General features: G+C 45.9%; 14 protein-coding genes and 1 riboswitch. Of the genes, 4 read left to right on the top strand and 10 right to left on the bottom strand.

Annotated features, from left to right (window positions below; genetic code table 11):
- Positions 1-2: 2 nt before the first annotated feature.
- Together dcd and ICN36_RS11030 are read right to left on the bottom strand one after the other, a co-directional pair.
- Positions 3-569, bottom strand: coding sequence for a dCTP deaminase (gene dcd, locus ICN36_RS11035; RefSeq protein ID WP_071464932.1), 567 nt, complete (start codon positions 567-569; stop codon positions 3-5).
- A 40-nt stretch (positions 570-609) separates the two neighbouring features.
- Positions 610-1,452, bottom strand: coding sequence for a formate dehydrogenase accessory sulfurtransferase FdhD (locus ICN36_RS11030; RefSeq protein WP_216228411.1), 843 nt, complete (start codon positions 1,450-1,452; stop codon positions 610-612).
- Positions 1,453-1,625: 173 nt separating this feature from the next.
- On the opposite strand from ICN36_RS11030, the gene metG reads away from it, so the two are divergent.
- The 4 genes from metG (at position 1,626) to panC (ending at position 5,292) form a co-directional block, all read left to right on the top strand.
- Positions 1,626-3,296, top strand: a complete 1,671-nt coding sequence (gene metG / locus ICN36_RS11025; RefSeq protein ID WP_216228410.1) for a methionine--tRNA ligase — start codon at positions 1,626-1,628, stop codon at positions 3,294-3,296.
- Positions 3,297-3,399: 103 nt separating this feature from the next.
- Complete coding sequence (locus ICN36_RS11020; RefSeq protein ID WP_072583777.1) at positions 3,400-3,588, top strand: DUF3460 family protein; 189 nt, start codon at positions 3,400-3,402, stop codon at positions 3,586-3,588.
- A complete protein-coding gene (locus ICN36_RS11015; RefSeq protein WP_216228409.1) occupies positions 3,581-4,444 on the top strand; it encodes a ScpA family protein in 864 nt (287 codons plus the stop codon). Before ICN36_RS11020 ends, ICN36_RS11015 begins: the two co-directional genes overlap by 8 nt.
- A complete protein-coding gene (panC, locus tag ICN36_RS11010) occupies positions 4,441-5,292 on the top strand; it encodes a pantoate--beta-alanine ligase (RefSeq protein WP_216228408.1) in 852 nt (283 codons plus the stop codon). The genes ICN36_RS11015 and panC overlap by 4 nt, the downstream gene beginning before the upstream one ends.
- On the opposite strand, the gene ICN36_RS11005 is transcribed toward panC, so the two are convergent.
- The 8 genes from ICN36_RS11005 to ICN36_RS10970 all read right to left on the bottom strand — a co-directional run bounded on the left by ICN36_RS11005 (position 5,289) and on the right by ICN36_RS10970 (position 13,024).
- On the bottom strand, positions 5,289-5,822 hold the full coding sequence (locus ICN36_RS11005; protein ID WP_216228407.1) for a YeeE/YedE thiosulfate transporter family protein: 534 nt from the start codon (positions 5,820-5,822) through the stop codon (positions 5,289-5,291). The two genes, panC and ICN36_RS11005, sit on opposite strands and share 4 nt — an antisense overlap.
- A gap of 1 nt (position 5,823) precedes the next feature.
- Positions 5,824-6,324: a YeeE/YedE thiosulfate transporter family protein gene (locus ICN36_RS11000; protein WP_216228406.1), complete on the bottom strand. Its 501-nt coding sequence runs from the start codon at positions 6,322-6,324 to the stop codon at positions 5,824-5,826.
- Positions 6,325-6,332: 8 nt separating this feature from the next.
- Entirely contained in the window at positions 6,333-7,265 is a 933-nt protein-coding gene (locus ICN36_RS10995; protein ID WP_216228405.1) for a methionyl-tRNA formyltransferase, read from the bottom strand.
- 1 nt (position 7,266) lies between these two features.
- On the bottom strand, positions 7,267-8,514 hold the full coding sequence (gene frc / locus ICN36_RS10990; RefSeq protein ID WP_216228404.1) for a formyl-CoA transferase: 1,248 nt from the start codon (positions 8,512-8,514) through the stop codon (positions 7,267-7,269).
- A 138-nt stretch (positions 8,515-8,652) separates the two neighbouring features.
- Complete coding sequence (locus tag ICN36_RS10985; RefSeq protein ID WP_216228403.1) at positions 8,653-9,081, bottom strand: PAS domain S-box protein; 429 nt, start codon at positions 9,079-9,081, stop codon at positions 8,653-8,655.
- Positions 9,082-9,163: 82 nt separating this feature from the next.
- Positions 9,164-10,414, bottom strand: a complete 1,251-nt coding sequence (gene frc, locus ICN36_RS10980) for a formyl-CoA transferase (RefSeq protein ID WP_216228402.1) — start codon at positions 10,412-10,414, stop codon at positions 9,164-9,166.
- 78 nt (positions 10,415-10,492) lie between these two features.
- A complete protein-coding gene (gene oxc, locus ICN36_RS10975; protein ID WP_216228401.1) occupies positions 10,493-12,202 on the bottom strand; it encodes an oxalyl-CoA decarboxylase in 1,710 nt (569 codons plus the stop codon).
- Between the two features lie 204 nt (positions 12,203-12,406).
- Positions 12,407-13,024 (bottom strand): Crp/Fnr family transcriptional regulator, encoded by a 618-nt coding sequence (locus tag ICN36_RS10970; protein WP_216228400.1) that lies wholly within the window; start codon positions 13,022-13,024, stop codon positions 12,407-12,409.
- An 82-nt stretch (positions 13,025-13,106) separates the two neighbouring features.
- A riboswitch (cobalamin riboswitch) is annotated at positions 13,107-13,322 on the top strand.
- Positions 13,323-13,409: the final 87 nt, after the last annotated feature.

Raw genomic sequence — 13,409 nt, 5'->3', positions numbered from 1 at the left:
GCTTAGGTCTTAGGCAGGGTAACGCCCCGCTGACCTTGATACTTACCACCGCGATCTTTATAAGATGTACCGCAAACTTCATCACTCTCAAAGAAGAGTACTTGAGCACAACCTTCACCCGCATAAATTTTGGCAGGCAATGGTGTTGTGTTTGAAAACTCTAAGGTGACATACCCTTCCCACTCAGGCTCGAATGGAGTGACGTTCACAATAATTCCGCAGCGTGCGTAGGTGCTCTTACCAACGCAAACCGTTAATACACTACGCGGAATCTTGAAGTACTCAACCGTTCTTGCTAATGCAAAAGAGTTTGGTGGAATGATGCAAACATCACCCTTGAAATCAACGAACGATTGCTCATCGAAATTCTTCGGGTCAACGATAGTGCTGTTGATGTTGGTAAAGATCTTGAATTCGTCCGCACAACGAATGTCATAGCCATAGCTTGAAGTGCCATAACTTACGATTTTATTTCCGGCGGCGTCTTGGCGAACTTGCCCAGGTTCAAATGGGCTGATCATGCCTTGCTCGCCCATGCGGCGGATCCAGTGGTCTGATTTAATAGTCATGGCCGAATTGTAAAACCTTCGCCCTCACCTGCCCACGAATTTATTGGGGATTTTGACTAAAAACGACCCTCTCTGGGGCGTTGTAGATCTCAAAGTGTTTTCCAGAGCAACGGGAAAGGATGGTCAGATTGGTTTTACGTGCCAGTTCAAGACCCATCAAGGTCACCCCTGAGCGGGTTAAGAGGAAAGGAATGCCCATCTGAGCACCCTTGATCACCATCTCCGAGGTTAGGCGCCCAGTAGTAAAGAAAATAAGATCCTTGCCAGGCTTATCAACCAGCCACATCAAGCCAGAAATCGAGTCGACCGCATTATGACGACCCACGTCCTCAATGAAGTGCAGCAGACGTACTCCATCCTCACCATCCCGTTCATATACTGCGCAGGCATGAACTGAGCCGGACTTCTTGTAGATCGTGTCATGTATCCGGATAGAGTCAACTAAAGCAACTATTGCCTCTTGGGACAAAGTTGGACCTTCGGGCAACTTAATCTCGTCCATTTCTTCAATCAAGCCCCCAAACATCGTTCCTTGACCGCAGCCAGTAGTTACCACCCGCTTGCTCGTCAGGGCGTCAATATCGACTGTACTGCGACGGGTTTTCACCGCAGCTGAATCCGTCTCCCAGTCCACCTGAATGCTCTCAATATCATCAGGTGACTCCACAAGGCGCTGATTGCGCAAATAACCCAAGACCAGCGCTTCCGGGGCGCTCCCCAAGGTCATGAGCGTGACAACTTCACGCTTATCTAGGTAAATTGTTAAAGGGCGCTCGCCAGGAATATGGGTCTTTTTAAGACGTCCCATTTCATCCATAACCTCAACTTCATGCACCAAGGGCACGGAGGCATGGGACATCTGAATGGTCGGTTTTACTGCCATAAAATACTCTCTAAGGTCGGGCTGAACTGAAGTTTATCGGGGTTTATGGGCACTTCACGGTGCTTTACTTTAACCGCAGACTAAAATCATTGCATTAGCCAGCATAATTGAGCGCTGTACCCTATTTAACTGTTTACCCTTCTCATTAACCTTCTTATTTAAGTCCGCATTACATGAGCAGTTCCCAACGCCGCCTTCTTGTTACCTCCGCCCTGCCGTATGCCAATGGTCAGATCCATATCGGCCATTTGGTGGAATATGTACAGACCGATATTTGGGTTCGCTTTCAAAGAATGCGTGGTCATGAAGTGCATTACGTTGGCGCTGATGACGCGCACGGCACCCCCATTATGTTGCGCGCTGAAAAAGAAGGTCTTACGCCAAAAGAGCTCATCGCCAACGTCTGGAAAGAGCATAAGCGTGACTTTGATAACTTTCTGATTTCATTTGATAACTACTACACCACAGATAGCCCTGAGAATGAGAGGCTTGCACAAAGTATTTACCTTAAGCTACGCGATGCTGGTTTAATTGAGAAGCGTGCAATTGAGCAAGCCTACGATCCCGTTAAAGAGATGTTCTTACCGGACCGCTTTATCAAAGGCGAATGCCCTAAGTGCGGCGCTAAGGATCAATACGGTGATAACTGTGAAAAATGTGGTGCGACGTATTCACCTACTGATTTAAAAAACCCCTTCTCAGTAGTGAGCGGTGCAACACCCATCAAAAAGATCTCAGACCACTACTTCTTTAAGTTATCCGATCCCCGTTGCGAAGAATTCTTACGTGACTGGACACAGGTAAAAACACCATTGCAGCCCGAAGCTCGCAACAAGATGAAAGAATGGGTTGGCCAGCCAGGCGAAAGCAAGTTAGGCGATTGGGATATCTCCCGCGATGCCCCGTATTTCGGCTTTGAGATCCCCGATGCACCGGGAAAGTACTTCTATGTATGGCTTGATGCCCCAATTGGTTACTACGCTAGTTTTCTCAATTATTGCCAGACTAAAGGCCTTAATTTTGATGAGTGGGTCAAACCAGATACCACTACTGAGCAGTACCATTTCATTGGTAAAGATATTCTCTACTTCCACACTTTATTCTGGCCAGCCACTTTGAAGTTTGCTGGCTATCGCACACCAACCAACGTATTTGCACATGGTTTTTTGACTGTTGATGGTGAGAAGATGAGTAAGTCACGTGGTACTTTAATTTCTGCAAACAGCGTCATTGAGTGTGGATTTAATCCAGAGTGGTTCCGTTACTATTTTGCAACTAAGCTTAATGACAGCATGGAAGATTTGGATTTAAATCTTCAAGACTTTGTTGCACGCGTAAACAGCGATCTACTCGGCAAGTACATCAATATTGCAAGCCGCAGCGCTGGCTTCTTGGTAAAACGATTTGGTGGCGTTGTTTCTGATGAGGCGATGAACGATCCACTCCTCAAAGAAATTGCAGCAAGTAGTGAAAAAATTGCAGAACTCTATGAGGGACGCGAATTCGCAAAAGCACTGCGCACCGTGATGGAGCTTGCGGATAAAGTAAATGGCTTTGTAGATGAGAACAAACCATGGGAAATTGCTAAAGATCCAGAACGTGAGGCTGACTTACAGCGTGTCTGCAGCGTTACGCTGGAAGCATTCCGGATGCTAAGTCTTTATCTCAAGCCGGTTATTCCTCAGGTAGCTGCTGGCGTAGAGGAATTCTTCTGCCTGCCACCCCTTTCCTGGGCAGACATTAATACCCCTCTTTCCAGCAAAAACCCCATCAAGGCCTTCAAGCACCTAATGACCCGTGTGGAAGCCCCTCAAATTGAGGCTTTGCTGGCTGCAAACTTGTAAAAAGCCCCTTAAAAAGCACCTATAATGGCAGTTGTAGTCCCTAGATAACTTTTCGAATTAATTTTATAAGTTATTGAATTTATTGAGTATTTTAGGAAATGCCATGGCAAGATATCAATCGGAAATCACCCAGTTCTTAACTGAACTCAAAACCGAGCATCCACAGCTCGAAGCTGAACAGCAAGCTGGTCGCGCCCTGCTTTGGGACAAAGAGCCATTGAGCGTTGAAGACCAGCGCCGTGCAAAAGCTGCAAAACTCAAGCAACGCGCTTACGTGTATTCGAATGACTGAGCCAAGCACTCAGCCAATATCCGATTTACTAGATAGCACTCCATCAGTTACTGATGGAATGTCGGCTGCTTTCGCCAAGCTCTATGGCGAACCGCTTTTCAAGCTCCCTACTGATCTATATATTCCACCAGACGCACTAGAAGTTTTTCTAGAAGCGTTTGAAGGTCCTCTAGATTTATTGCTGTACCTCATCCGCAAACAGAACTTCAATGTTCTTGATATTCCAATGGCGCAGGTTACACAGCAGTACCTAAGCTACATTGATCAAATTCGTCACCACAATCTTGAGCTGGCTGCCGAGTATTTACTCATGGCCGCAATGTTGATTGAAATTAAGTCACGCATGCTCCTGCCAATGAAGAAGGCAGATAGCGAAGAGGAAGTAGAAGATCCACGCGCAGAATTAGTACGTCGCCTCTTAGAGTACGAGCGTATGAAGCTTGCAGCGCAAGAACTCGATCAAATTCCACAACAAGGTCGCGACTTTCAGGTCGCGCATGGCTATGTAGACACTACCATTGCGATTGCTTGGCCAGATGTCAATGTAGAAGACTTGCAAATGGCCTGGCGCGATGTTTTGCACCGCGCCAAGCTCACTCAGCATCACACTATCACTCGCGAAGAATTATCGGTGCGCGACTTCATGACACGCATCTTACGCCGCTTACAAAGCACTAAATTTGTAGAGTTCGGAGAACTGTTTGAGGATGCAATTAAGTCTGGCAAAGGCATTCCAGTAGTCATTGTGAACTTTATTGCCATGCTCGAACTCTCACGTGAAGCCTTAGTAGAAATTACTCAAGCAGAGCCGTACGCACCGATTTATGTGCGTCTCGCCTACACACCTGTTGCATGAAAATCATCAGTGACATTCAAGAATTACGTGACCACCTAAGAGGTCAAAATCGCGCTTCATTTGTCCCGACAATGGGCAATCTTCACGAAGGCCACCTTTCGCTCATGCGCCTAGCAAGACAACATGGCGACCCTGTAGTAGCCAGTATTTTTGTTAACCGCTTGCAGTTTGGGCCTAACGAAGATTTTGATAGCTACCCCCGCACTATGCAGGCGGATATTGATAAGCTTGAAAAAGAAGGTGTCTACATCTTGTTTGCACCTACCGAGCGGGATCTATATCCACAGCCACAAGAATATCGAGTCGATCCACCTCAACAGTTGGGCGATATCCTTGAGGGCGAGTTCCGTCCTGGCTTCTTTAAGGGTGTTTGCACAGTTGTACTCAAACTTTTTTCTTGCGTACAGCCTAAGGTTGCAGTGTTTGGCAAGAAGGATTACCAACAGTTGATGATTATTCGTCAGATGGCCAAGCAATTTGCCTTGCCAGTCGAGATCATCCCCGGTGAGACTATTCGTGCAGAAGATGGACTGGCCCTCTCCTCTCGCAATGGCTACCTCTCAGCCGAGGAGCGAGCTGAAGCACCCGAGCTAATGAAGGCACTCAAAGAGGTACGCGAGCGCGTCATACAGCTGAAAGATCGTAATAACCAATCCATCTCCGAGATTGAAAAGGCTGCGGTTGCTTCCTTAGCGAAACGCGGATGGCAACCCGATTACATTGCCATTCGTCAGCAAAGCGATTTAGCACCAGCAAGCAATGAGCAATTGCACGCTGGAGAGCCGCTAGTCATTTTGACTGCAGCCAAACTTGGTAAAACGCGCCTAATTGATAACTTAGAGATTTAATCCTCAATCAGCAGCACTTGATTATTCGAGCTTTGCAGAGCTACTGCAGCAATAAATAAACCTACTGAGAATGCCAACACTAGAACCGTGTTGAAAACTGCATTACCTGTATAAAAATTGATGGCGCCATAATCTGGCCCCAAAAATGGCAATGCGAATGGGTAGATCAAGGTATAACAATAGCCCGCCGCCAATCCACCAGCAAACCCAAATAGAGCATCAATACTACCGTAGCCAATTGCCATCTCCAAAGTGCCGGGACAGTATCCCAGCATACCTACGCCAACACCGAATAGTAGGCCACCAACCAAAATGCCTGTTAAATAAAATGGCTTTACATTGATAACGGCATCTCCCAAGCTATATTCAATGAAAAACGCTAGGCTCGAAACAGATAAAGCAAAAAGAAGAATTTGCACCGCCTCAAAATTTTTCAAAACACCAACCGATAAAATTTGGTCAGAACAAAACAGGTTTGATTTATAGGCCAAGAAAGAAAAGATTAATCCTGCAATAAGAGCTTGCAACATATCAGCCCTTTTTATAGAAATATTTTGTGAAAATGAAATACGACAGCGCTACGCAAATAGCAAAAACAAAGCTGCTTACAGCCATCTCCATATTTTCGGACAAAATATGTCCGCTTGCGCATCCGTCTGCAATGCGGGCGCCCAAAATGAGAACAAAACCACCTAAAAATGAATAGGCCAATCTTTTAATGCTGGATTTACCTTGGCACCTTGCCCATAGTTCTGGGACGCTACGAAGCTTAAATTTCTTTGTCCAGATCGCAATACACAAAGAACCGATGAATCCCCCAAGCACAAACCACATCTCCCAAGAGCCTGGTACATCAATCAATTTAAAGTAGGTTGAGCTCTGTAAATCAAATACCAAACCTGAAATATATGGATAAGAAGTTGATGCGCCAATGGGTCTATTGGAAATATCAATATTCGTAATGGCGACATTTAGCAATCCGATGGCGGCACCTATCCATAGAGCGCGCTTAGTAGAGCTATTTAACTTCATTGTTAAACCTAAAGCGTAAAGAACTGCCCTGCTTCTAGATTCAATTCTTTAGCCAACTCAGCACCAGTAACTTTGCCTGCTGCACCTTTAGCCTTGAGAACTTCAATCTGTCCGCCATGGCAAGTAACGAAGAAAGAATCTAAGGTAATTTGAGTGACTTCACCAGGCTTACCTTTAACAGCACTAAAGGTAGCAGCCACATGCTTGTGGCAATCATAGATCTGCACTTTTTGTTCACCAAATTTTGTCCAAGCGCCTGGCGCAGGATTGCACGCACGAATCAAGTTATAAATTTGGCTAATGTGAGTCGCCCAATGAATCTGTGCAGCATTCACATCAAACCAACCTTCATAGTTTGCCTGGGATTCATCTTGAACAATTTCTTGATGCTTGCCGGCGACCACTAAGTCAGCAGCCTCTAACAGTGCTTTTACTCCGACTGGGAATAAATGATCGAAGTAGATTTTCCCTAGAGTGTCGTTAGGTCCAATGGTCACTTCTTTTTGCAAAATTACTTCACCCTCATCCAAACCATCGGACGGACGGAAGATGGTTAAACCCGTTTTCTCTTCACCTAATGCAATAGCCCAGTTAATAGCGCTGGGGCCGCGATATTTAGGCAATAAAGATGGGTGATATTGAATGGTGCCGTGCTTTGGAATCTTGCAGAGCTCTTGCGGCACGAACTGAATAACATACGCCATCACACAGATGTCAGCATTGCTATCAATCATGGCTTGGGCCGCTTCAGGACCCTTTAAAGAGGCAAACTGCAAAGGGGTTAAGCCCCTTGCTAGCGCTGCCTCTTTTAATACTTCGGGTTTGCTGGATTTGGGATTATCGGGTGGGCAGAAAACAGCGACTACTTCATCGCCGCGATCTAAAAAAGCTTCTAAAGCTGCTTTACCAAAATCTGCACTTCCAATCAAAGCAACCCGCATCTTAGATCACCTTATCGTGACGTAATGCAATTAACTCATCAGTTGAGTAGCCCAACTCACTAAGGATCTCATCAGTATGTTCACCTAATAATGGTGAACGAGTGACATCCGTAGGACTATCAGACATCTTGATTGGATTACCAACAGTGAGGTACTTACCACGAATTGGATGATCTACCTCAACAACAGTGCCTGTAGCACGCAATGCAGGCTCTTCAGCAATTTCTTTCATGGACAAGATTGGACCACATGGGATGTCATATTTATTTAGAACATCCATGACTTCAAACTTCGTCATAGTCATAGTCCACTTTTCGATCTCGCCAAAAATTTCCATGAGGTGGGGTAAGCGCGCCATTGGTGATGCAAATCGCACATCCGTAATCCAATCTTCACGACCAATCACTTTACAAATCGCTTCCCATACTGGAGCTTGAACGATGACATACATGTAAGCATTTGGATCAGTTTCCCAACCCTTGCACTTGACGATCCATCCAGGCTGACCACCGCCAGAAGCATTACCAGCACGGGGTACAGCGTCACCAAACTCGCCATTCGGGAACTGTGGATACTCTTGCATTAAACCAACACGCTCCAAGCGCTGTTGATCACGCAATTTCACACGGCACAAGTTCAATACCGCATCTTGCATGGCTGCCAATACTTTCTGACCACGGCCAGAGTGAGTGCGTTGATACAGTGCTGTGACGATACCTAATGCCAAATGCAAACCTGTTCCACTATCGCCGATTTGTGCACCAGTTACCATTGGAGGACCATCATCAAAACCTGTAGTTGATGCAGAACCGCCCGCGCATTGCGCCACGTTCTCATACACTTTGCAATCTTCGTATGGACCAGGACCAAAACCTTTGACAGAAGCCATGATCATCATGGGATTAAGTTCTTGAATACGTTCCCAAGAAAATCCCATACGATCCAGTGCACCGGGTGCAAAGTTCTCGACTAAAACGTCACACTCTTTAATGAGGCGCTCGAGAATTTCTTTACCCTTTTGGGTTTTAGTATTCACAGTGATGGAACGCTTGTTATGGTTGAGCATTGTGAAATACAAACTGTCTGCGTCAGGAATGTCGCGCAGCTGACCGCGAGTTGCATCGCCCTCACCTGATTTTTCTACCTTGATCACATCTGCACCGAACCAAGCCAACAACTGCGTACAAGTCGGCCCAGATTGAACGTGCGTAAAGTCGAGGACTTTGACCCCCTCTAGTGCTTTTGCCATGATTTAGTCCTAATAAGAATGAAATTTTGAATTAAGGCAATTTTACCAGTGGGAAATAAGGAAAATTAAGGTATGCCCATTTTTTGGGCATGAATCCCGTTCAAACCTTTATTTACTCTTGTTGAGGTCTATATACGGCTATCCCTGGGGATTTTCAAGATCAGCAAGGCGCTTTTTAAGAGCCCTCTCTTCTGCAAAACGCTCGCTCTCATCACGAATGGTGGCAACTACCCCGTTAGCCTTCCCAGAGGCATCAAAAAGCATCCCAACAGTAAAGGCAATCGAAAGCATGCTGCCATCTTTGTGCTTGGCGGGCACTTTCAACAATGAGGCGCCATAACGTGTTGTGCCAGTCTCCATTGAATGGCTATAACCCTCGGTATGTCTCTGGCGTTGACGCTCAGGAACAATCAGATCCAAAGTTTTCCCTAGAGCCTCTTGCTCCGAATATCCAAAGATGCGTGTGGCGGCAGGATTCCACAAGACGATCTTTTCATGAGCATCAGCAACAATAATCGCATCGCCTACGCGCTCCACTAACTGGTGTAAATCAACATTGGTGTTCATATGATCAGTCCATAGAGTTTTTGAGAAATAAAAAAGGCGCTCACTAGGAGCGCCTTCAAATTAATGCCAGTGTTACTTGTTATTAAACTGCTTTAGCTGTGTGCAACTTAGCGATGTCATCAGCGCTATAGCCAAGGTCAGCCAATACTTCGTCAGTGTGCTCACCTAATACTGGTGATGGACCAACTTCGATTTCCAAATCAGAGAACTTGATTGGGCTACCGATAGTCAAATACTTACCGCGTACTTTATGGTCCACTTCAACAATAGAACCGCTCTTACGCAGGTCTGGTGAAGCAGCCAATTCTTTCATGGAGAGAACTGGAGCACATGGGATATCGAACTTGCGGAGAATGTCCACAGCTTCGTACTTGGTCTTGTCTTTGAGCCAGTCTTCGATGGTTGCGAAGATGTCGAAAATCTTGTCTTGACGAGCTTCAGCAGTCATGTACGCTGGATCAGTTGCCCACTCTGGCTTACCAATCGCACGAGTAATTGGCTCCCAAGCGTGACCTTGAATAGTGAAGTAGATGTATGCGTTTGGATCTGTTTCCCAACCCTTACACTTCAACACCCAACCTGGCTGACCGCCACCACCAGCGTTACCGCCACGTGGAACTACGTCAGTGAATGAACCGTGTGGGTACTGTGGATACTCTTCCAAGTAACCAATTTTGTCCAAACGCTGTTGGTCGCGCAACTTCACACGGCACAAGTTCAATACTGCATCCTGCATTGAGCAAGATACTTTTTGGCCTTTGCCAGTTTTTTGACGCTGCATCAACGCTGTCAAGATACCGATTGCCAAGTGCATACCAGTATTGGAATCACCCAAAGCAGCAGCAGAAACAGTAGGAGGACCATCCCAGAAACCAGTTGTTGAAGCGGCACCACCAGCACACTGAGCAACGTTCTCATATACCTTTAAGTCTTCGTATGAGTGGCCATCGCTAAAGCCTTTTACGGAAGCCATGATCATTTTTGGGTTCAATTCTTGGATACGCTTCCAAGAGAATCCCATACGATCCAAAGCGCCTGGGCCAAAGTTCTCAACCATGACATCGGAAGTTTTGATCATCTTCTCTAAAACTTCTTTACCTTCTTGAGTCTTAGTATCCAAAGTCAAAGAACGCTTATTGCCGTTGAGCATAGTGAAGTACAAAGCATCTGCGCCTGGAATATCGCGCAATTGGCTACGAGTTACGTCGCCAGAACCTGGACGCTCTACTTTGATAACGTCAGCGCCGTACCAAGCCAACAACTGAGTACATGCAGGGCCTGCTTGTACGTGTGTGAAGTCAATAATGCGAATACCTTCTAATGGTTTAGTCATGTGTGTTTCTCCTTAAGTCTTTCTTGTTTACTTCTGAATGTAGTCTAAAAATATTAACGTTTTATTACTCAGTATTTCTTACTTTTTGGCAGCTGCTGTGGATGGGTTTAAGTTTGTTAAACGTCCACTCTCAGTACCTGCAGTTTCATCAATAACAGCATTGATGAGGGCTGGTTTACCGGCAGCAATCGCTTCTGTTAACGCTGCTTCTAATTCTGCTGGGGTTGTTACGTAGTAACCAACACCACCAAACGCTTCAATCATTTTGTCGTAACGAGCATCTTTGACGAACACGGTCGGTGCAACATCAGCACCACCAGTTGGGTTAACGTCAGTACCGCGGTAAACGCCGTTGTTATTGAATACAACAGTCGTGATTGGCAAGTTGTAACGGCAAACCGTTTCCAATTCCATGCCACTGAAACCAAATGCGCTATCGCCTTCTACGGCAACTGTTGGCAGGCCGCTAGTTACGGAAGCACCAATCGCATAACCCATGCCGATACCCATAATGCCCCATGTACCAGAGTCAAAACGCTTACGTGGCTTGTACATATCAACGATTGCACGGCAATAGTCGAGTGTGTTTGCGCCTTCGTTAACCAAGTTCACATCTGGATTCTTCTTAATCACATCACGAATCACACGCAATGCGCCATGGAAGTTCATTGGGTTAGCTTCTTTGGCCAATGTTTCGGCCATCTTCGCCATATTCTTATCTTTTTTCTCGTTGATTGCTGCAATCCACTCAGCACTTGGCTTAGGAACAGCAGAGATACCCTTCAACAGCTCGCTAACGCAAGAACCGATATCGCCAATCAATGGAGCAGCAATTTGTACGTTGCTATCTACTTCGTTTGCTTGAATATCGATTTGGATAAATTTCTTAGGCTCTTTACCCCAAGTTTTACCCTTACCGTGTGCAAGCAGCCAATTCAAACGCGCACCAACTAACAACACTGCATCGGCCTCAGCCAATACAAATGAACGTGCTGCAGAAGCAGACTGCGGATGATTGTCTGGCAACAAACCTTTAGCCATAGACATTGGCAAATAAGGAATGCCTGATTTTTCAACCAAATCACGAATCTCTTTATCAGCTTGAGCATAAGCAGCGCCCTTACCCAAGAGAATCAATGGACGCTTAGCACCCTTGAGCACATCTAATGCACGAGCAACTGCATCAGCTGCTGGGATTTGACGTGGAACTGGATCGATTACCTTGAAAATAGATTTCTTGGCTTCGTCAGCTGGCATAGTTTGTGCAAGCAACTGAGCTGGCAAGTCTAAATACACACCACCTGGACGACCAGAAACTGCAGCGCGGATCGCACGAGCAAAACCGATGCCGATATCTTCGATGTGATTAATACGATAAGCAGCTTTGCAATATGGCTTAGCTGCATTGAGCTGATCCATCTCTTCGTAATCACCCTGTTGCAAGTCAACGATTTCACGCTCGCTTGAACCAGAGATCAAAATCATTGGGAAACAGTTCACAGTAGCGTTTGCTAATGCTGTTAAACCGTTCAAGAAGCCTGGAGCAGAAACTGTCATGCAAATACCTGGCTTTTGCGTCATGTAACCAGCAATAGCGGCAGCATTACCTGCGTGCTGTTCGTGACGGAAGCCGATAAAACGCAAACCCTCTGCTTGCGCTAAACGACATAAGTCAGTAATTGGAATACCAACGAGACCGAAAATCGTATCGAGATCGTTTGCTTTCAAAGCGTCAATGACGAGATGGAAGCCATCGGTTAATTGTGTGTTTTGATTATCTGTTGTCATAGAAATTTATATAAAAATTGCGGGTCTGCTCTTGTAGAGCTAATGCAATTTAGCTTTCGCTAACGTCTCCAATGTAGTTATAAGTCGCATAATGGGTTTTATATCCCACTTAGGCTGATCTGATAATAGGCCTGGGGCGGAGGTTCATCATTGACTTCGGTCAATTTCCCCCCTAAATCCTGTAATTACCGAGGGTTTTGAAGCCTAGACAAAGAGTTCTTTATGCTTAGTTTTGAGGCGACTCAAAGTCTCAGGAGAGAGATTGAGATAGGCGGCCAGCTCTTTTTTGGGGAGCAGCTCAAACAAATCCTCATATTTGCGCAAGAAACGCTCTACTCGGCCTGGTGCATCGAGCATATGCAAGGTTATGGTGTGAGCCATGATTTCACTCATAAGGCGCATGACCTCAAACTCAAAACTTTCCTTTAAGGGCTTATGTTCCTCAAGGAACTCTGCCCACTTCTTCAGGGGCATCCGAGCTACACGAGCCTTTGTGACACAGGCAATACTGTAAGGGGCGGCCGTTTTCAGGCGCCATGCAGCGTAGCTAGTTTCAATATCTTTTTCGATGGCAAAACGCAAAATCATCTCTTTTGCATCCGCACTAGAAACAATCCGCTTGAGAATGCCATCAAGAACAAAATACTGCTCCATCTGATGGTCGCCTTGGTGGAGCAAAATTTCGGATTTTTTGAGGTCAGCAATTTCTAAATGGCGCTCTAAATCAGCCATTGCTGCGGGATCCAAGCTTTTTAAGACCGAGTTTTGACTCAACTGCAGGCGAATCAGGTTTTTTTCGGGGTGCTTATCTAATGCGGTCATGAATCCTTGCTCCTAGGCCGTCCATTGTAGGCTTTTTTACCTCTAAAAGCCCTGATCCCCAACTTTGAATGATAGAGATCCGCTAGAATGGCAGTGTCGTGGTGCTTTATTGCAGTGCAATAAAGTTAAACGGGAAACACTAAACGTGTGCTGCCCCCGCAACGGTAGGTAAATACGTCTTTTTTAGCTATTTAAGACGTGAGGAATCTGATAAAGCCACTGTGCGCATCAATCGCATGGGAAGGCCAGATTTTGATATTTACTAGCCCGGATACCGGCCAAGACAGGTGGAATTTTGCGGACGGGGACCTTCGCGCGCCGATGAATGCGTTTGGTCCTGCGATCTGACGCCACATTGACGCCTGAACTCCTGCACGGGAAATTC

This window comes from Polynucleobacter sp. UK-Gri1-W3, from assembly GCF_018881595.1.
Taxonomy (GTDB): Bacteria; Pseudomonadota; Gammaproteobacteria; order Burkholderiales; family Burkholderiaceae; genus Polynucleobacter.
Note: the sequence above shows the minus strand (reverse complement) of the source record. Positions and strands in the feature narration are given on the sequence as shown.

Excerpts from the sequence above, each read along its gene's own strand:
- dcd (WP_071464932.1), bottom strand. The coding sequence starts at position 569 with ATGACTATTAAATCAGACCACTGGATCCGCCGCATGGGCGAGCAAGGC.
- ICN36_RS11030 (WP_216228411.1), bottom strand. The coding sequence starts at position 1,452 with ATGGCAGTAAAACCGACCATTCAGATGTCCCATGCCTCCGTGCCCTTG.
- metG (WP_216228410.1), top strand. The coding sequence starts at position 1,626 with ATGAGCAGTTCCCAACGCCGCCTTCTTGTTACCTCCGCCCTGCCGTAT.
- ICN36_RS11020 (WP_072583777.1), top strand. The coding sequence starts at position 3,400 with ATGGCAAGATATCAATCGGAAATCACCCAGTTCTTAACTGAACTCAAA.
- ICN36_RS11015 (WP_216228409.1), top strand. The coding sequence starts at position 3,581 with ATGACTGAGCCAAGCACTCAGCCAATATCCGATTTACTAGATAGCACT.
- panC (WP_216228408.1), top strand. The coding sequence starts at position 4,441 with ATGAAAATCATCAGTGACATTCAAGAATTACGTGACCACCTAAGAGGT.
- ICN36_RS11005 (WP_216228407.1), bottom strand. The coding sequence starts at position 5,822 with ATGTTGCAAGCTCTTATTGCAGGATTAATCTTTTCTTTCTTGGCCTAT.
- ICN36_RS11000 (WP_216228406.1), bottom strand. The coding sequence starts at position 6,324 with ATGAAGTTAAATAGCTCTACTAAGCGCGCTCTATGGATAGGTGCCGCC.
- ICN36_RS10995 (WP_216228405.1), bottom strand. The coding sequence starts at position 7,265 with ATGCGGGTTGCTTTGATTGGAAGTGCAGATTTTGGTAAAGCAGCTTTA.
- frc (WP_216228404.1), bottom strand. The coding sequence starts at position 8,514 with ATGGCAAAAGCACTAGAGGGGGTCAAAGTCCTCGACTTTACGCACGTT.
- ICN36_RS10985 (WP_216228403.1), bottom strand. The coding sequence starts at position 9,081 with ATGAACACCAATGTTGATTTACACCAGTTAGTGGAGCGCGTAGGCGAT.
- frc (WP_216228402.1), bottom strand. The coding sequence starts at position 10,414 with ATGACTAAACCATTAGAAGGTATTCGCATTATTGACTTCACACACGTA.
- oxc (WP_216228401.1), bottom strand. The coding sequence starts at position 12,202 with ATGACAACAGATAATCAAAACACACAATTAACCGATGGCTTCCATCTC.
- ICN36_RS10970 (WP_216228400.1), bottom strand. The coding sequence starts at position 13,024 with ATGACCGCATTAGATAAGCACCCCGAAAAAAACCTGATTCGCCTGCAG.